This is a genomic window from Pseudomonas sp. TE3-3-F2023, from assembly GCF_036784815.1.
Taxonomy (GTDB): Bacteria; Pseudomonadota; Gammaproteobacteria; order Pseudomonadales; family Pseudomonadaceae; genus Aquipseudomonas; species Aquipseudomonas pudica.
In genome coordinates this window covers 4,730,686-4,749,268 of record NZ_CP145113.1, presented here as the reverse complement: position 1 = coordinate 4,749,268, position 18,583 = coordinate 4,730,686, and the positions used below count along the sequence as shown (strand labels likewise).

Sequence of the window (18,583 nt, the reverse complement as noted above, 5' to 3'; positions counted from 1 at the left end):
CATGGGTCTTGTTCGTAGCGCACTGGCGCTGGCTCTCGGCCTTGCCTTTACCTCGCTTGCCCAGGCGGCCGACCAGGCGCAGGTCAAGCGCGGTGAATACCTGGCCCGTGCGGCCGACTGCATGGCCTGCCACACCGCCGAAGGCGGCGCGCCGTACGCCGGCGGCCTGCCGATCCATTCGCCGTTCGGCACCATTTACGGCAGCAACATCACCCCGGACAAGCAGTACGGCATCGGCAACTACAGCGCCGACGAATTCTTCGCCGCGGTAACCGAGGGCAAGCGCAAGGACGGTGCCAACCTCTACCCGGCGATGCCGTACACCTCGTACCACCTGATCAAGCGTGAAGATTCGGACGCGATCCTCGCTTACCTGATGACCGTGCCGCCAATCAACCGCCCGGCACCGCAGACTGCGTTGCGCTTTCCTTTCAACGTGCGCCAGGGACTTAGCGGCTGGAACATGCTCTACGGCAAGAGCGTGCAGTTGCAACCGACCGAAGGCAAAAGCACGGCCTGGCAGCGTGGGCAGTACATGGTCGAAGTCATGGGCCATTGCGGCGAGTGCCATACCCCGCGCAACCCGATCGGTGCGTTGCAGCAGGACCAGCGTCTGAGCGGTGGCCTGCTGGGGGGCTACCTGGCCCCGAGCCTGCTGGCCCAGGACCTGGCCGATCGCGGCTGGACCCAGCCGGACCTGACCACCTTCCTCAAGCACGGCATCAGCGCCCAGGGCAGCATGTTCAACGAAATGTTCCCGGTGGTGCACCACAGCACCCAACATCTGGAAGATGCCGACCTGGCGGCCATGGCCACCTACCTGCTGGGCGACCAGCCACCGCCGGCCAAGGCCATCCAGGCGGTGGCGCTGGAGCAGATGAGTGACAGCGCCAGGCGTGGCCGCCAGCAGTACCTGAATGTCTGCGCCGGCTGCCATGGAGTGGACGGCGAGGGCAAGCCGCACATCGCCGTGGCCATGCGCGGCAACACGGTGCTGCGCCAGGCCGACTCGCGCAACCTGGTCAAGGTGATCCTCGAAGGCATCCGTGAACAGCAGTTCACCGGCTTCGAGCGCATGCAGCCGATGCCGGGCTTTGCAGACAAGCTCGATGACCAGCAGGTGACGGATATGGTCAACTACCTGCGCCAGGCCTGGGGTGGATTGCCCGGTGACCTGAGCGTACAGCAGCTCGCAGAGCTGAAGGCGGAGTAAAGGGTGCAGCATCTCGATCTACAGGTGGTCCGCCAGGCGTTGCAGTGGTCGTGCGGCGGCCAGCGGGTGTGGTTGTGCACGGTGCTTGCCACCTATGGCTCGGCGCCCCGTGCGCCGGGCTCGCTGCTGGCGGTGAACGCCAGCGGGCAGTGGCTGGGTTCACTGTCCGGTGGCTGCGTCGAAGACGACTTTCTCGAGCGCGTGGGCCGGGGGGAGTTTCCCGAGCCAGTGGCCATCGTGCGTTATGGCGATGGCAGCGACTCACGTTCGAGCATCCGCCTGCCCTGTGGCGGCGTGCTGGAGGTGCTGGTGGAGAACCTGTCGGCCGAATGCGAGGTGCAGGCGCACCTGCGTGAGCTGGAAAGCGCATTGCAGGGCCAGCGCCGCGTGCTGCGTGAAGTGAGCCTGCCCGAGGGCAGGCGCCTGCTTGCCGATGACCACAGCCAGGGGCCGCGTGTGGAGCGTGAAAGTGCCCGTGTACGCTTGCGAGTGGGGGCCGCCCAGCGTCTGCTGCTGGCCGGGTACTCCAGCGTCGCGCATTTCTGTGCCGAGTTCGGCAAGGGCATGGGCTTCGAAGTCATCCTCTGCGAGCCGCGTGACGAAGTGCTCGACGGCGTGCGGCTGGATGGCATCGAGGTGCGCCGCGAGCTGCCATCGGAGTTCATCGCCCATGGTGGTTGCCATGCCGACACTGCGGTGGTGGCGCTGACCCACGACCCGAAGATCGATGACCTGGCGATGCTCGAAGCGGTGCGCACCGAGGCGTTCTATATCGGTGTGATGGGCTCCCGGGCGACCTCCGACAAGCGCCGTGAACGCCTGCGGCGGATCGGTGGCCTGGGCGAGGTCGAACTGAGTCGCATCCACGCCCCGATCGGCCTCAACCTGGGCAGCAAGACCCCGGCCGAGATCGCTTTGGCGGTGCTGGCCGACATCCTGCGGGTGCGCAACGGCATCGAGCGGGGGGCGCTGTGAGCGTGGTTGCGCTGGTATTGGCGGCAGGCCGCGGCATGCGTTTTGGTTCAGACAAGCGCCGGGCGACCTTGGCTGATGGTCGCAGCCTGCTGGTACATAGCGTGGAACGGGCCCAAGCGGTGTTCGATGATGTGCGGGTGGTGGTGCGCGCGGGCGAACGGAGCGAGGATTTTGCCTTGCCTGCCGATTGCCCGATTGTCGCCAGCCCGGATGCGGCGTCGGGGATGGGGCATAGCCTGGCTGCCGGGGCCAGGTCGTTGGGTAACAGCCAGGCGCAGGCGGTGGCGATCTTGCTGGGTGATATGCCTTGGATCGAATCGGCAACCTTGCGTCGGTTGGCCGAGGCGGCCAGTGCCTCGACCATCGTGTTGCCGCACCATGCGGGGCAGCAGGGGCACCCGGTGATTTTCGGGCGCGACTTCTGGCCGGCGCTGGGGCAGCTTGCCGGGGATGAAGGAGCTCGGTCGGTGGTGCAAGCGCATCGGGATCGTTGCGTGGTGGTTGACGTGGAGGATGCTGGGGTGTTGCTGGATGTAGATACGCCGCAGGGATTGATTTAGGCACTGGTGTTCGCCAGAACATCTTCAGCGCCTATCAGATCGAGCGCCGCGCGGGCGGCGCTCCATTTCGCGGGCGCTGCAAGGTGCAAGGTGAACAACCCTCCACCCAACAAAAGGTCCATAATCCCCCCTTAATCTGCCCAAGGTGCAATGCCAGCCACACCATTCCGGGAGCCCCACCATGCACGTTCTGCTCTGCGAGGACGACGACCTGATCGCCGCCGGCATTTGCGCCGGCCTTACCGCCCAGGGCCTGACCGTGGACCGTGTGAGCAACGCCGCCGATGCACGGGCGATGCTGCAGGCCGCGCAGTTCGACGTGATGATCCTCGACCTTGGCCTGCCAGACGAAGACGGACTGAAGCTGTTGCGTCGCCTGCGCGAGAAAGGCGAGACGCTGCCAGTGCTGGTGCTCACCGCCCGTGATGCGGTCACCGACCGGGTCGATGGCCTGCAGGCCGGTGCCGACGATTACCTGCTCAAGCCGTTCGACCTGCGCGAGCTGGCTGCTCGCCTGCACACCCTGCTGCGGCGGGTGGCCGGGCGGGCGGTGAATGTGATCGAACATGGCCCGCTGCGCTATGACCCGAGCAGCTGCGAGGCAACCCTGGCCGGCCAGCCGGTCGACCTGTCCCGGCGTGAACAGGCGTTGCTCCAGGCGTTGCTGCAGAACCCCGGGCGGGTGCTGTCCAGCGAGCAGCTCAAAGATTGCGTGTACGGCTTCAGCGACGAAGTCGAAAGCAATGCCCTGAACGTGCATATTCACCACCTTCGGCGCAAGCTGGGCAACGGCATCGTCGAGACCGTGCGCGGCCTGGGCTACCGGCTGGGCCCGGCGCAAGCGCCGGAGGAGGCGGCGTCATGAGCCTGCGGGTACGCCTGAGCCTGATCCTGGGCAGCGCCTTCGTGATCATCTGGGCGCTGGCCGCCGCGTGGATGCTGCGCGACCTGCGCCAGCAGATGATGTTTTCCCTCGACCAGCGGCTGGTGGCTTCGGCACGCATGGTCGCCGGGCTGATCGACCAGTTGCCGCAGCCGCTGACCGCCAAGGGCGGGGAAGCGCACTTTTCCGCCGACCAGTTCAGCGTGCCGGACGGCATGGCCTGCCAGGTCAGCTCGCTGCGTGGCGAGATTCTCGCCAGCAACCACAAGCACGATGGCGTCATGGACGATGAACGCAGCGGTTTCCGTGACCAGACCATCGACGACGCACTGTGGCGCACCTTCACCTACAACCATGGCGATGTGCGTATCACCACCGCTGACCGGCACATGGAGCGCGAGGCGCTGAACCAGTCGATCCTGCTGGCGGCCTCGGCGCCGGTGCTGATGGCCCTGCTTGGCAGCCTGGGGTTGTTGTGGATCGGCCTGGGCAAGGGGCTGGAGCCTCTCAACCGCATGCGCGATGCCCTGCGCCGCCGGCGCGCGGACAGCGTCGAGCCGCTGCAGGTGGCGGGCATGCCCAGCGAACTGCAACCGTTGCTGGAAACCCAGAACCAGCTGTTCCTGCGTATTGCCCAGACCATCGAGCGTGAGCGGCGCCTGACCGACGATGCCGCGCATGAACTGCGCAGTCCGCTGACGGCGATCAAGACCCACTTGCAGGTAGCGCGGATGACCGATGGCACCGTGCGCGAGCAGGCGCTGGAACATGCAGAGCAGGGGGCCGACCGCATGCACCGCACACTGGAGCAGTTGTTGATGCTGGCGCGGGTGGAAGGCAGCCTGTCGTTCGAGGATGGCGTGCAGTGCAGCGCCGAGCAGGTGGCCCGGCAGGCAGTGCAGGATGCCGGCGGCGGTGACAACCGGCGCATCGTGCTGCGCTTGCCTGAAGCAGCTACGCAGGTCTACCTGGGCATGCCGGCCCCCTTGGCGGTTGCGGCGCTGCGCAACCTGCTGGACAACGCCTTGCGCCATGGCGGCGACGAGGCGGTGGAGCTTGAGGTGCAGATGGCTGACGGCCAGGTGGGCTTCATGGTGCGGGACCATGGGCCGGGGATTGCCGAGGCGGACCTGGAGCACCTGACCGAGCGCTTCTGGCGTAACGGGCAGAGTGGTGGATGCGGGTTGGGGCTGGCGATCGTGCAGGCGATCGTGCAGCGTTGTGCCGGTAGCCTGAAGTTCGACAGTCGCAGTGATGGGTTGCGGGTGTTGTTGCAAGTGCCGGCGCGCTCGGCCAGCTGATCTTCACTGTCTGTGCCGGCCCTTTCGCGGGCTTGCCCGCTCCCACAGGTACTGCACAGGGTCTGAGATGCATGCGATCCCTGTGGGAGCGGGCAAGCCCGCGAAAGTGCCGGCACAGGCAGAGTAAAATAGAGTAACAACCGCTAAATCCTCCCCGCACTCAAGCGTTTTCCAAGCGACGAACACCCGCACTTTCGCTTGCTTGCGAGGATTCACCCATGTCCACCGCTTCCTGCCTTGCCCAGGTCCCGCCGGCCAGCGCGCCGCGTGCCTTGTACGAGTTCACCGATTCACCCTTGCTGCAACGCCAGCAACAACAGGAGTCCAACGCCCGCAGCTACCCGCGGCGCATCCCGCTGGCACTCAAGCGCGCCCGTGGCATCCATGTGGAGGATGTTGAAGGGCGCCAGTTCATCGACTGCCTGGCCGGCGCCGGCACCCTGGCGCTGGGCCACAACCACCCGGTGGTGGTCGAGGCGATCCAGCGGGTACTGGCCGATGAGCTGCCGTTGCACACCCTGGACCTGACCACGCCAGTCAAGGACCGCTTCGTCCAGGACCTGTTCGGCGTGCTGCCCGAGGCGTTGCGCCGTGAAGCCAAGGTCCAGTTCTGCGGCCCGACAGGCACCGATGCGGTGGAAGCAGCGCTGAAACTTGTACGCACCGCCACCGGCCGCAGCACCGTGCTGGCCTTCCATGGCGCCTACCATGGCATGAGCCAGGGTGCGCTGAGCCTGATGGGCAGCCATGGGCCGAAGCAGCCGCTGGGGGCCTTGCTCGGCAACGGTGTGCAGTTCATGCCGTACCCCTACGACTACCGTTGCCCGTTCGGCTTGGGCGGTGAAGCCGGGGTCAGGGCCAACCTGCATTACCTGGAAGCCCTGCTGCTCGACCCGGAAAGCGGCGTGCCGCTGCCGGCGGCGGTGATCCTCGAGGTGGTGCAGGGCGAGGGCGGCGTGATCCCGGCCGATATCGAGTGGCTCAAGGGGGTACGCCGTATCACCGAGCAGGCCGGCGTGGCGTTGATCGTCGATGAGATCCAGAGCGGGTTCGCCCGCACCGGGCGAATGTTCGCCTTCGAACATGCCGGCATCGTCCCGGACGTGGTCACCCTGTCCAAGGCCATTGGCGGCAGCCTGCCGCTGGCAGTGGTGGTGTACCGCGACTGGCTGGACACCTGGAAACCGGGCGCCCACGCCGGCACTTTCCGTGGTAACCAGATGGCCATGGCGGCGGGCTCGGCGGTGATCGACTACCTGGTCGAGCATCGCCTGGCCGAGCATGCCGAGGCCATGGGGCAGTGCCTGCGCCAACATCTGCAGCAGTTGCAGCGGGATTACCCGCAGTTGGGTGATGTTCGCGGGCGTGGGCTGATGCTCGGGGTGGAGCTGGTGGACCCGCAAGGCCAGCGGGATGCGCTCGGTCATCCGGCGGCCAACCGAGAGTTGGCGGCGAAGGTGCAGCGCGAGTGCCTCAAGCGCGGGCTGATTCTGGAACTCGGTGGGCGGCATGGGGCGGTGGTGCGCTTCCTGCCGCCGTTGATCATCAGTGGCGAGCAGATCGATGAGGTCGCGCAGCGCTTTGCCGAGGCGTTGATCGCGGCGGTCTGATCGATTGCCGAGGCCGCTGCGCGGCTCAATCGCCGGCAAGCCGGCTCCCACAGGGACTGCGCCAACCGGAAGGCTTGCACTGTACCTGTGGGAGCCGGCTTGCCGGCGATTGGGGCGCAAAGCGCCCCGTGATAATCCCGGCTACCAGCCGCGCCCGGAATTCACCCAGAAGTTCACCGACAGCGACGTGGTCACAGACTCCACCTGGTGGAACCACCCTTCGGGCAGGAATAGCAGGTCACCTGCCTGCAGCAACACGCGCAGGAAAGGCACTTCGCGCGCCGTCGGGAAACGCTGGTAGTCCGGGGCGTCAGGGTTGAAGTCGCAGCCGTCCAGGCCGCCCTTGGGGCTGGTCGACCAGGTGCCCAGAGCCGGGCGATGGTGCGGTGCGGCAAGGATGAACGACTTCTGCCCCCATACCTGTGCGAACAGGTTATCGGTGTCGTCGCGGTGCAGCGGCGTCAGTGTGCCCTTGGGGCCGATCCAGATACGCGGCGCAATGAACTTCTCGCGAGCGAAGTACTGCGGGTAGCGAATCAGCTTCAGCAGCTTTTCCGGCACGATGTTGTTGCCCATGTAGGCCGGGGTTTCGCCGGGTTTGGCAGGGGCATCGAGCGAGGCGATGAAGTCTGCCATGGAGGTGGAACGGAAGTCGCGGTCGGTGGAAAAGGTCTTCTTCACGTAGTCGCCGTGCCGGGTGATGCCCTGCAGTTCGGCAAAATGCTCCAGCGAGGCTTCGCGGCCCATGCTGAACAGCGGCCAGTCCTGCAGGGCATCGCTGATGACCACCGGTGTCCCGTGCTCCAGGTATTCGCCCTGGAAGCGCGCCAGCGGCATGTCGGCGCGGGCAATGCGTGTTACCTCGCGCTGTACCGGTTGTGCGGCCGATACCCGTTCGCTGAGGCGTGCCGGTGTCGGGTAACGTTGGTTCATCGATACCTTGGTCGCCGGTGCGCCGCGCCGGGCGTTGCTGATGATCTGTGGTAGCAGGGTGGCCAGGCCCATGTTGCCACTGATCTTCAGGCGGGCGCTGGCGAACAGCTCTTCTACGTTGGCAGTGCCGCCCATGATGCCCATGAAGTCACGCTCGGCCACCTCGATGGTGACGTCCGGAGCGCTGTGCCGGCCGGCACCGGTGCGGCTGCTGTCGCGCACCTCCGACCAGAAGGCCCGGTCCTGGCTGAAAACGAACTGGAAAACGCCTTCGATGCCGACGGCATGGGCGTTGGCGAACAGTTTGCTGAGGATGCTCTGAAGGTCCACGGTATGCCTCTGGCGGTCTTTCGTTGTGCAGGGATAACGAGTGCCTGCACCAACGATTTAGCCGTGTGGGCGGCTAATTTTTTGGCGTGCTGCTACGTCCCGTAGGGAGGCTCGAGTCACATTGTTCACCCAAGGAACCCACATGGCACTGCATCCTGATCTGGCGGCATTTCTGGAACTGGTCGAATTTGGCCGGCTGACGGGCAGGAGCCTGCCCATGCACGCAATGGACGTGGCCCAGGCCCGTGCCGAGTTCGAAGGCAGCTCGCAGGTACTCGACCCGAGCCCGCCCGGCAACGTCACGGCCAGCGAGCTGCAGATAACCGCGCGCGATGGTGCTCGCCTGGCTGCTCGCCTGTACCGTCAGGGCGATGCTGGTGCTGCCTTGCAGCCGGTGATCCTGTACCTGCATGGTGGCGGCTATGTGGTCGGCAGCCTCGATTCGCATGACTCGGTGTGCCGTCGCCTGGCGGCCCTGGGTGAGTTTGCGGTGCTGGCGGCGGACTACCGGCTGGCACCGGAGCAGCAGTTCCCGAAGGCCCTGCACGATGTGCTGGACGCCGCCAACTGGCTGGCTGAGCAGGCGGCGTCGCTGGGCCTGGACAACCGCCGGGTGGTGCTGGCAGGGGACAGTGTGGGCGCCAGCCTGGCGGCGGTGCTGGCCATTACGTCGGTGCAGCAGCCCGAGGCGCTGGCGTTCAAGCCGCTGGCACAGTTGCTGTTCTACCCGGTGACCGACATCTCCTGCCAGCGTGAGTCCCATCGCGAGCATGCCGAGGGTTACCTGCTGGAGACGCCCACGCTGGAGTGGTTCTACCAGCACTATGCACCGCAGCGCGAGCAGCGCCTGGACTGGCGGGTGTCGCCGTTGCTGTCGACGCTGCGCCAGCCTTTGCCACCGGCTTACCTGTCCGTGGCCGAGTATGACCCGTTGCATGATGAGGGCATGGCCTATCGTGACTGGCTGGTGGCGGGCGGGACGGCGGTGACCTTTGAGCGGGTGGAGGGGTTGACCCATGACTTCTTGCGCATGTCGGGGATCGTGGGGCAGGTGGAGGGGATTTACCGGGATGTCGGGGAGTGGTTGAAGCGGGTCGGCGGCCAGTCCTGACTTGAGCTCGCCGGGGGCGCGTTGCGCCCCTTTCGCGACACAAGGCCGCTCCCACAAAAGCACTGCGCCCACCGAACCATGTGGGAGCGGCCTTGTGTCGCGATGGGCCGCACAGCGGCCCCAGGGCCTCACCCGCGAAGGTGCTTCTTCAACACATCGACCAATCGCTCGATCTCCGCCTCGGTATTCAACAGCCCAGGCGCCGTCCGCACCACCGGCCCGACATCCCGTGATACCGCATCGACCACGATGCGCTGGCTATTGAGATATCGGGCCACCTCGTCAGCATCCTGCCCCGTGACCCGGAAGAAGGTGAACCCCGCCGAATATTGCGCACTGCGCGGTGTCACCAACGCTATCCCTGGCAATGCCTCGAGCCGCTGCCTGAGATAGCCATTGAGCCCATGAATCCGCGCCTGCACTGCCGCCTTGCCCAGCTGCAGGTGCAGCTCGAACGCCTTGCCCAATGCCCAGCGATGCTCGAACGCGTGGTAGCCCCCGGGCGTCATCACCGTGGCGAAGTCCTCGTTCTCGGAAAACGTGGCAATGGTCGGGTTCAGCTGCTTCAGCTCGGGGGACGCCGCACAGATGATCCCGGTACCCCGCGGCCCGAACATCCACTTGTGCGTGCCGGCGATGAAGTAATCACAGTTGAGATCGGCAAAGCGCATGTCTTCGACGCCGAAGCCATGCACACCGTCGATCACATAGATGATCTGGTCCTGCTCGTCACGCTGGCGATTGACCTCGCGCACCAGCGCGCCGATCTCGCCCACGGGCAGTTTCACGCCACTGCCCGAGTGCACCCAGGTCATGCCCAGCACCCGGGTTTTCGGCCCGATGGCCGCCGCGATGGTGGCCAGTACCTGGTCGCTGTTGACCTTGGAGGGGTCTTCGAACAGGCGCAACCGGTGCACCGGTGTGCCATCGCGCGTGGTGCGAAAGCCCATGGTATGGCGGGCGGCCGAATGCTCGTGCACGGTGGTGAGAATTTCCTGCCCCGGGGCAATCTTCAGCCCGCCATAGATCAGCCCCAGGCCTTCGGTGGTGCTGCCGGTCAGGGCGATTTGCCGGGGCGTCACTTCGAGGTAGCGGGCCGCCCATTCACGCACGGCGGCTTCGTGCTTCCACTCCGACTGGCTGTCCCAGTCGACCATGCGGGCCGGGTGGCGGTCGAAGCGGGCACGCAGCGCCTCGATGGCTTCTCGCACGGGCCGTGGGTGCGAGGTGATCAGGAAGTTGGCAAAGTGCGCGTACGCCGGGTCCAGCTCGAACAGGTTGCGAAACGCGGCCCAGTCGCTGGCGGTGGCTGGCTGCGCAGCCGCCGCTTGGGCGGCAGGCGGCAGTGGGCCGGTGAGGGGCAGGGCGGCCGCAAGCAGGCCGACCTGCTTGAGAAAGGTGCGACGATCGTTCATCAAATGGCTCGCAACGGTCAGGGGGATGGGGTGGCCACAGGTTGCGCGGCGCGCTGCACCTGCTCCCACACCCGCAGAAAATTGCCGCCCCAGAGCTTGGCGATATCCGCTTCGGAGTAGCCGCGGCTGATCAGTTCGGCGGTGACGTTGCGTGCTTCACTGGCGTTCTGCCAACCGTCGATGCCGCCGCCTTCGTTGAAGTCCGAACTCAGGCCGACATGGTCGATGCCGACCTTGCGCACGGTGTAGTCGATGGCGTCGCCATAGTCCTTGAGCGTGGCTGGCGGCTCTTCCTCGAGAATGCCGTACAGCGCGTTGGCGTACTGGCCGACCTTCTGCTCGGGCCAGCCGGCGATCACCGGGTCACCTGGCATCAGTGCGTAGTCGAGGTTTGCCAGTGGCGGCAGGTCGTAGTGGGCGCGCAGGGCGTTGAGTTTGTCCTGGGTCTTGCTGCTCAAGGGCTTGAGGTAGGTGGAGAAGGCCACCAGCTGGACCACGCCGCCGCTGTCCTTGATCAGCTGCAGCTCCTTGTCGGAGAGGTTGCGCCTGATGTCGACCATCGCCCGCGGCGCCGAGTGCGAGGCCACCACCGGCGCGCGGCTGAGGGCAACGGCCTGGGCCAGCGCCTTGCTGGACATTTGCGACACATCGATGATCACGCCCAGGTCGTTCAGCCGCTGCACGGCGCGCTTGCCGAGCGGCGACAGGCCGTCCAGGGCATCGGCGGTGTCATTGAAGAACGGCAGCGGGCGCGAAGAGTCGGCCCAGCTGTTGTTGCCCACGTAGCTGAAGCCGAACATGCGCACCCCGCGCGCGGCCCAGCGGTCGAGCTGGTCGATGTCATCGCCCAGCGCATAGGCGTTGAGCATGCTGAGGAACACCGCGAACTTGCCTTCGCCGTGCAGGCGCCGCATGTCTTGCGGGGTATAGGCAATGCCCACCTGCTGCGGGAAGTCGCGGACCATGGCGGTGATGGCGTTGTAGCGTACCTCCTGGGTGTGGCGGGCCGCTTCGACGAAGCCTGGGGTAGGGCGGTGCGGTCCACCGTCACCGGTCCAGGACTCTGGCCAGGCGAAGATGGTCAGGGCCGCGCCAGATAACCGCCCGCGTGCGGCCTTGGCCAGGTCGAAGCGGCCACCGCCATCCTTGTCGGCCTCGCTGCCTTCGGTGCCGAAGGTCAGCGGCAGGGTGACATGGCTGTCGAACGAGAGAATGCGTTCCTGCAGGTCGTTGGCCTGGCGGGTCACCTCCCTGGAATAGCCGGCGGGTGTGGCGAAGTAGTGCCAGGCGGCAAACCCGGCGCCAGCGGCAACCGCCGCGGCCAGGCTGATAAACAGGGCTTTCTTCCAGCGTGGAGTCGTCATCTTTGTCTCAGTAGGTTCACCGTCGAGGGATGGGCACAGAGGCCGCCGCTACTTGCAGTGAACGAGCTCGCACCCGGCAAATTTAGCTGCTGTCTGGTCGCTGGCGCAGGGCCCTGTAGGAGCGGCCTTGTGTCGCGATAGGGGTGCGCAGCGCCCCCAGGATCTTCGCACCCCTGCAAAATTGCCGGGGCCGCCTTGCGGCCCTTTCGCGACACAAGGCCGCTCCTACATTGACCGAGTTGCCCTCAGGGCGGGGGTGGCAAGCCGCTAAATTTCGCCTGCCGTGCAACGTTCTAGCCTTGGACGGGCCGTGCTCCATGGCCGCAATGAATGCACAGGTATGCAATGACGATTTCCCGACGCGGTTTCATCGCCAGTGTGGCATTGACGGGTGTGGTGGTGCCCGGTGCGCTGGGGGCGCTGTATGTGCAGCGCCAGCGTGCCGCCGAGGAATTCCCGGAAACCCCTGGCGAGGCCGTCGTCGAGTTGGCCGATACCCGCCTGCAGCAGTTGGGCGATACCCTGCGCGGCATCTGGCGCTGGACCCTGCAGGGCAAGGATGCGGGGCTGGATAGCCTGCCAACAGGTGAACTGGAGCTGTTCCTGGATGTGGCAACCAACGGGCGCGCCCTGCGCGGCTATCTGGATACCCCCGAGCGCCTGCGTGGGCGGGAGGAGCCACGCTACCGCGTGATAGGCGACCTGTTGGCGGACAAGCCGGGTACCCTGCGCTGGCGCCTGTTTTCGGCCCAGGCCCGCTATGAATGCCATATCGTGCTCGACGAGGTCTGGGGCCGGTTCGGCAACGCCGGGCCGGCGACTCTCAACGGGCGCATTGCACGCCTGGACCGCGCGCTGACATTGCCCGTGGAGGACAACCAGTTCCTGGCCCTGAAGCGTACCTTCCCCGAGGCGCGCGAGCGTACCCCGCTGAAACCGCAACTGCTGGCCTGGCTGACCGCCCCGGAGCATCGTCTGTTCCACCAGCTGTGGCACTCGTCGCGGGACAAATGGCACAAGCTGGGCAAGGACAAGCAGGACGCCCTGCGTGGTCTGGGCTGGCAGCCCGGGCCGCGTGACCGCGAGCGTGATGCGCGGGGCCGGCACAAGGACCGCAACGGTTCGGGCGAGGACTTTTTCTTCATGCACCGGCACATGCTTGGTAACGCCCGTGCCTTGCAGGACCTGCCGTCATGGACGCGCTTCCCGCTGCCGCAGCCGGAGCTGGAGCGCGACCGGGCCGGATTCGCCCGCTACTTCGACAACCATGACGGCAATGCCCTGCCGCCCACCTGGCTTGCCAGCGGTGATGCGGAATACACCCAGTGGGTGCGCGACATCAAGACGCCGGATACCTTCCATGGCAACTTCCAGGTCTGGGAGTCACGCTACACCGACCCGGAGTACCTGAGCACCTTGACCCTGGGCCAGTTCGGTTCGGAAGTGGAGCTGGGCCTGCACGACTGGCTGCACATGCGCTGGGCATCGGTGCCGCGCGACCCCTCCAACGGCATGCCGGTGCCGACGGCGCGCACCCCGGATGATTTTGCCGAACGCTGGTTCGCCGAGCAGAACGATTTTCTCGGCGACCCGTTTTCATCCCATGTGAACCCGGTGTTCTGGCACTTTCATGGTTGGATCGACGACCGCATCGAGGACTGGTTCCACGCGCATGAGCGGCTGCATCCGGGCGAGGTGCGGCGCCTGGAAGTCAATGGCGTGCCATGGTTTGCGCCAGGGCGCTGGGTGGAGGTGGCCGACCCGTGGTTGGGGCCGGATACCCATGGCTGCTCGACGGTGCCGGGTTTGCGGCCCGGGCGCAGTGTAGAGATGGACCCGGAGACCATGAAGCTGGCGTTGCGCATCATCTACAGCGATGACGACCTGCTCGACAAGCTGCGGCCCAAGATACCGCAGCGGCCGTGGTATGCGCGCAACCTGAAGGTGGCGCAGCGCTTGCGTTGAAGCCCCCGAGGCTTGCGCCGCCTTTTTGTAGGAGCGGCCTTGTGTCGCGATGGGCTGCGCAGCAGCCCCCGGATTTCAGCGTTGATGCGGATAATGCCGGGGCCGCTTTGCGGCCCATCGCGACACAAGGCCGCTCCTACAACGGGGCGCGCAGGTGTTCTAGTTGCCACCCACCCCCCAATGCCTTGTACAACGCCACGCTACCCTGCAACCGGGCCAGGCGCAGTTGCGCCTGCTGGTCCTGCGCCACATACAAGGTGCGCTGGGTCTCCAGCACGCTCAACAGCGTCTCTGCTCCCGCGCCATAACGCTGCTGCGCCAGGTTGAACGCCAGGCGCGCCTGCTCCACCTCTTCATCCTGCCACTGCCGCTGGCGGTCAACGCCCTGGATCGCATTGAGCGCTTTCTCGACATCGGCAAAACCGGCCAGGATGCTGCTGCGGTAGGTCTCCAGCAACTCCATCTGTTGCGCCTCGGCCAGTTCACGCGCGGCACGCAGCCGGCCGTTGTTGAAGATTGGCGCAACCAGGCCGCTGGTGAGTGTGTAGTAGGAGCTGTCGAACAAATGGGCAAAGGTATTGGCGCCAGCTCCCAGATTGGCCCCGAGGGTGAGCTTGGGCAGCATGGCGGCGCGGGCGACCTGCACGTTGGCGCTGGCGGCGGCAAGCCGCGCTTCTGCTGCGGCAATGTCTGGACGGCGGGTGAGCAGCTCGCTGGGCACGCCGCTGCCAATGGCGGGCCATTGCAGGGTGTCGATCGCGTCCTGGCTGGTGGGTAGCGACTGCACCGGGTCGCCGAGCAGGGTCGCCAAGGTAACGCGGCTGTCTTGCCACTTCTGTTCCAGTAACGGTAGCTGGCGTTGCTGTGCGGCCACCAGGCTGCGTTGCTGGGCCAGTTCCAGGCGCGTGGCGGAGCCGCTGCGCTGGCGTGCCTCGACCAGGCCCAGCACGTTCTGGGCATTGCGCAGGTTGAGGCGGGCAATGCGCAACTGTTCCCGCAGGGCCAGGCCCTGCAGGTAACTGTCGGCTACCGCGCTGACCAGGGTCAGCTCCACGGTCTGACGGTCGAAGCGGCTGGCATCCAGGCTGCGCAGGGCGCTGTCACGGGTCGCGCGCAGGCCGCCCCAGAAGTCGATTTCATAGCTGGCGCTGAGCTGCATGTCGAACGAGGTGCTGGTAGGTTCGCTGCGGCTGACATCCAGCTGGTCATAGCCGTCACCGTGCAGCAGGCGTTGGCGGCTGCCGTCCAGGCCCAGCTTCAGCTCCGGCAGCAGCGGCGCGCCGGCGATGACTGCGCGTGCCTGGGCCTGGCGTACCCGCGCCGTGGCGGCAGCCAGGTCGTGGGCATTGTGCAGGGCGTGCTGTACCAGGCGGTCGAGTTCGCGGCTGGCGAAGGCTTGCCACCACTGTGTCGTTGGCAGCTGGGCCGAGGGTGATGCGGCCTCGCCTTGCCAGGCGGATGGCGTGGCGATGCCGCTGGTGGGGGGTGGCGGCGTGCTGCAGGCGGCGAGGCATACGCATAAGGTCAACAGGCTGATGCGGCTAGGCAGAGTCATGGGTTATTCGCTGGTAAGGGCTTTGACCGGGTCTAGGCGGGCGGCCTTGCGCGCTGGCATGAAGCCGAACACGATGCCGGTGACGACGGCGCAGGCGAAGGCGCCGAGCATCGCGGGCAGGGCAAAGGCCACCGCCACTTCGGCCAGCATCAGGCCGCCACCGATGGCCAGGGCCAGGACGATGCCGGCCAGGCCGCCGACCATCGACAGCATTACCGCCTCGCTGAGAAATTGCCGCAGGATGTCGCGCTGGCGCGCACCGGTGGCCATGCGGATGCCGATTTCACGGGTGCGCTCGCGTACGGTCATCAACATGATGTTCATCACGCCGATGCCGCCCACCAGCAGCGAGATCGCGGCGATCGCCCCCAGCATCAGCGACAGGCTGTTCTGCGTGCGCGCTTCGGCCTGGATCAACGCCGCGTCATTGGTCAGCTCGAAGTCCCGGCGGCCGTTGTGACGCTGGCGCAGCAGCTTGTCGATGGCCGCTTCGGCCTCGTCGACCCGCGTGGAGTCGAGGGCGGCAACGGCGATGTAGTCCGGGTCGCGCTGGCCGAACAGGCGGATGGCTGCGGCGGAGTAGGGCACCACGATGCGCCCGTCGCTGTCCTGGTCGCCAGAGCTGGCGCCCTTGCCGGCCAGGATACCGACCACCTGAAACGGCACATTGCCAATCAACAGGTACTGCCCCAGCGGGTCGCGCCCAGGGTCGAGCATCTTTTCCCGCACTTTCTGGCCGATCACCGCCACCGCGGCAGCGTTGGCTTCATCGGCATCGGTGTAGAAGCTGCCTTGCACCGCCGGCCAGTTGAAAATCTCGGGGAAGCCGGTGTTGTTGCCACCCACATAGAACCGCTGGCTGTTGTTGCCGTGGCGCACCATCATCTTTTCGCCGATCACCGGCATCACGTGCTTGACCTGCGGCAGTTGGCCGATGGCGGCGACATCGTCGAGGGTGATGGTGCCGGCCTGCTCGCCCAGGCTCGCCGGCTTGCCGTTGAGGTAGAGGATGTTCGACCCGAAGGCTGCCATCTGCGCCATGACCTGGCGCTTGCTACCTTCGCCCACTGCCAGCATCACCACCACCGAGGCCACGCCGATGACGATGCCCAGCAGGGTCAGGGCGGTGCGGAAGCGGTTGACCCACATCACCCGCCAGGCCGCTTGCAGGGCTTCGAGCAATTCGCCTTTCCACGCCCCGTGCAAGGTCGCGCCACGGTCCAGGCGCTGGCGCAACTGGTCGGCCTGCAGCCCACGACCGTCGTCGACCGTGGGCTTGTCGGCGGCCGAGTCGCTGATGATCAGGCCGTCGCGAATTTCGATCACGCGCTGCGCCCGCGCCGCGACGTTGCGGTCATGGGTGATCAGGATGATCACGTGGCCCTGGCTGGCCAGCTCGTCGAGCAACGCCATCACTTCGGTGCCGCTGTGGCTGTCGAGGGCGCCGGTGGGTTCGTCGGCGAGAATGATATGGCCGCCATTCATCAACGCCCGGGCAATCGACACCCGTTGCTGCTGGCCGCCAGACAACTGGTGAGGGCGGTTGCCGGTGCGGCTGGCCAGGCCCAGGCGGCCGAGCAGGGCGCTGGCACGGGCGTGGCGTTCGTTGGCGGCGATGCCGGCATAGATGGCCGGCATTTCGACGTTTTCCTGGGCCGAACCCGAGGGGATCAGGTGGTAGCCCTGGAACACGAAGCCGAACGCTTCGCGGCGCAGCCAGGCCAGTTCGTCGCTGCCCAGTTCGGCCACATCCTTGCCGGCGAAGCGGTAGCTGCCGGAAGTGGGGCGGTCGAGGCAGCCGAGAATATTCATCAAGGTCGACTTGCCGGAGCCGGAGGCGCCGACGATGGCGACGAACTCGCCGGGATGGATGCGCAGGCTGATGCCATGCAGGATATCGACCTTGGGCGTTTCGACCCCGCCGTAGGATTTACGGATGTCGACCAGCTCGATCAGGGGTGTGCTCATTCAACCTCCGCTGACGCCAGAGGCGCCGATCACCAGGCGTTCGCCTTCGTTGAGGCCTTCCAGCACCTGCACCCGCAGGCGGTCGCTGAGGCCGGTGCGCACCTGGCGCTGTTCCACCTTGCCATCGCGGGTCAGCACATGCGCCAGGCGCAGGCCATCGCCGTCGTCCAGCGCAGCCAGGGGTACGGTCAGCACCTGGCTGGCTTTGCCTGCGACAAAGAACACCTGCGTGGTCATCTCGGCCATCAGCGCGCCGTCCGGGTTGTCGACATCCAGCAGCACGCTGTACTGCACCACCTGGCTGCCAGCACTGCCATTGCTGACGCTGGCCGGGCTGCCGCCGCCCTGGCTGGCCTGCTCCAGGGGCTTGGGCGGGATCGGCAGCACTTGCCGCACGGTGCTGGTCCAGCGGCGCTTGCCGCCGGCCAGGGTGGTGAAGTAGGCGGTCATGCCCGGGGTGACCTTGCCGATGTCGGCCTCCGACACCTGGGCCCACACGGTCATCGGCGAGAGCTTGGCGATGCGCAGGATCAACGGGGTTTGCTGTTGGGCATTGAGGGTTTGCCCTTCACGTGCATCCACCGCCACTACCGTGCCGTCCATCGGCGCATAGATGCGCGTGTAGCCCAGCTCGGCCTCGTCGCTGCGCAGGCTGGCCTGGGCCTGGCGGATCTGCGCCTGGAACATGTCGATGCGCGCCTGGGTGACCTTCAGCTGTGCGGCGGCCGTTTGCACGTCCTCGTCGCGGGTGGCGCCGGCGGCGGCCAGGTCCCGTTGGCGTTCGAGCTGCTGTCGGGCCAGTTGGAACTGCGCGCGTTGTTCGGCCAGCTGGGCCTTGAGGTTGTCGATCGAGTAGCGGCCGGCATCCAGCCGGGCCTGCTGGGTCGAAGGGTCGATCTCGACCAGCAGCTGGCCTTTGCGCACCGTGTCGCCGACCTCCACATGCAGGGTGTGGATCTGCCCCGACGCCTGGGCACCGACGTCCACGTAGCGCCTTGGTTGCAGGGTGCCCAGTGCAGTGACGCTGCTTTCGATGTCGGCGCGGGTCACGGCAACCGTGCTGAGCGGCTGTGCGCCGTAGGGCAGGGCTTTCCAGGCAAGCAGGCAACCCAGGCCGAGCAGGCACAGGCCGCTGAGCAGCAGCCGGCGACGGGTGTTGGTTAAAGGTCTCATGCAGACATCCAGCCGAGGGGGTGCCAGATAGACGAACGCGGCAGGGGGGGATTTAGCGGATATCGGATTGGGGCTGGCAGGTGTATGGCGGGAGGGGTGTGGCGCTAGGTCTCCCAGGCGCTGAAGCCCTCCAGCCATTCCCCTCTTGTTGCTGAGAATAATTATAATTTGTAAGATCGCACGCTGACATCACTCGGTCCCGCGTCGCTGCCTGAAAGGGCTTTCTG

At 66.3% G+C, this 18,583-nt stretch carries 14 protein-coding genes; 8 read left to right on the top strand and 6 right to left on the bottom strand.

The features are described 5' to 3' along the window. The first annotated feature begins 1 nt into the window (after position 1). The 6 genes from V3314_RS21880 to V3314_RS21855 all read left to right on the top strand — a co-directional run bounded on the left by V3314_RS21880 (position 2) and on the right by V3314_RS21855 (position 6,542). Complete coding sequence (locus V3314_RS21880) at positions 2-1,213, top strand: cytochrome c (RefSeq protein WP_046615072.1); 1,212 nt, start codon at positions 2-4, stop codon at positions 1,211-1,213. A gap of 3 nt (positions 1,214-1,216) precedes the next feature. After that, positions 1,217-2,188, top strand: coding sequence for an XdhC family protein (locus V3314_RS21875; RefSeq protein WP_338459634.1), 972 nt, complete (start codon positions 1,217-1,219; stop codon positions 2,186-2,188). Beyond that, a complete protein-coding gene (locus V3314_RS21870) occupies positions 2,185-2,748 on the top strand; it encodes a nucleotidyltransferase family protein (RefSeq protein ID WP_338459633.1) in 564 nt (187 codons plus the stop codon). The genes V3314_RS21875 and V3314_RS21870 overlap by 4 nt, the downstream gene beginning before the upstream one ends. A gap of 181 nt (positions 2,749-2,929) precedes the next feature. Beyond that, the gene (locus tag V3314_RS21865; RefSeq protein ID WP_046615075.1) at positions 2,930-3,613 is read left to right on the top strand and encodes a response regulator transcription factor; all 684 of its coding nucleotides are present in this window, start codon (positions 2,930-2,932) and stop codon (positions 3,611-3,613) included. Beyond that, the gene (locus V3314_RS21860; protein WP_046615076.1) at positions 3,610-4,932 is read left to right on the top strand and encodes an ATP-binding protein; all 1,323 of its coding nucleotides are present in this window, start codon (positions 3,610-3,612) and stop codon (positions 4,930-4,932) included. Before V3314_RS21865 ends, V3314_RS21860 begins: the two co-directional genes overlap by 4 nt. Before the next feature lie 218 nt (positions 4,933-5,150). Continuing rightward, positions 5,151-6,542: an aspartate aminotransferase family protein gene (locus V3314_RS21855; protein WP_135002645.1), complete on the top strand. Its 1,392-nt coding sequence runs from the start codon at positions 5,151-5,153 to the stop codon at positions 6,540-6,542. 141 nt (positions 6,543-6,683) lie between these two features. Here the strand turns inward: V3314_RS21855 and V3314_RS21850 are convergent, their stop codons facing one another. Then, complete coding sequence (locus V3314_RS21850) at positions 6,684-7,805, bottom strand: cupin-like domain-containing protein (protein ID WP_338459632.1); 1,122 nt, start codon at positions 7,803-7,805, stop codon at positions 6,684-6,686. Positions 7,806-7,947: 142 nt separating this feature from the next. Between V3314_RS21850 and V3314_RS21845 the strand changes: the two genes are divergently transcribed. Then, positions 7,948-8,916 carry an alpha/beta hydrolase gene (locus tag V3314_RS21845; protein WP_338459631.1) on the top strand — a complete coding sequence of 323 codons (969 nt, stop codon included), beginning with the start codon at positions 7,948-7,950 and terminating at the stop codon, positions 8,914-8,916. A 128-nt stretch (positions 8,917-9,044) separates the two neighbouring features. On the opposite strand, the gene V3314_RS21840 is transcribed toward V3314_RS21845, so the two are convergent. Next, a complete protein-coding gene (locus V3314_RS21840) occupies positions 9,045-10,331 on the bottom strand; it encodes an aminotransferase class V-fold PLP-dependent enzyme (protein ID WP_196188750.1) in 1,287 nt (428 codons plus the stop codon). A 17-nt stretch (positions 10,332-10,348) separates the two neighbouring features. Further along, complete coding sequence (gene pvdM, locus V3314_RS21835; protein WP_338459630.1) at positions 10,349-11,695, bottom strand: pyoverdine-tailoring dipeptidase-like protein PvdM; 1,347 nt, start codon at positions 11,693-11,695, stop codon at positions 10,349-10,351. Positions 11,696-12,040: 345 nt separating this feature from the next. On the opposite strand from pvdM, the gene V3314_RS21830 reads away from it, so the two are divergent. Then, the gene (locus V3314_RS21830) at positions 12,041-13,660 is read left to right on the top strand and encodes a PvdJ/PvdD/PvdP-like protein (RefSeq protein WP_338459629.1); all 1,620 of its coding nucleotides are present in this window, start codon (positions 12,041-12,043) and stop codon (positions 13,658-13,660) included. Positions 13,661-13,796: 136 nt separating this feature from the next. Here V3314_RS21830 and V3314_RS21825 read toward each other — a convergent pair whose 3' ends face one another. From V3314_RS21825 to V3314_RS21815, 3 genes are read right to left on the bottom strand one after another with little or no spacing between them, the layout of a single operon-like run. Next, complete coding sequence (locus tag V3314_RS21825) at positions 13,797-15,215, bottom strand: efflux transporter outer membrane subunit (protein WP_338459628.1); 1,419 nt, start codon at positions 15,213-15,215, stop codon at positions 13,797-13,799. 3 nt (positions 15,216-15,218) lie between these two features. Next, on the bottom strand, positions 15,219-17,183 hold the full coding sequence (locus V3314_RS21820) for a MacB family efflux pump subunit (RefSeq protein WP_322492573.1): 1,965 nt from the start codon (positions 17,181-17,183) through the stop codon (positions 15,219-15,221). Beyond that, the gene (locus tag V3314_RS21815) at positions 17,184-18,356 is read right to left on the bottom strand and encodes an efflux RND transporter periplasmic adaptor subunit (protein ID WP_046615085.1); all 1,173 of its coding nucleotides are present in this window, start codon (positions 18,354-18,356) and stop codon (positions 17,184-17,186) included. Between the last annotated feature and the right edge of the window lie 227 nt (positions 18,357-18,583).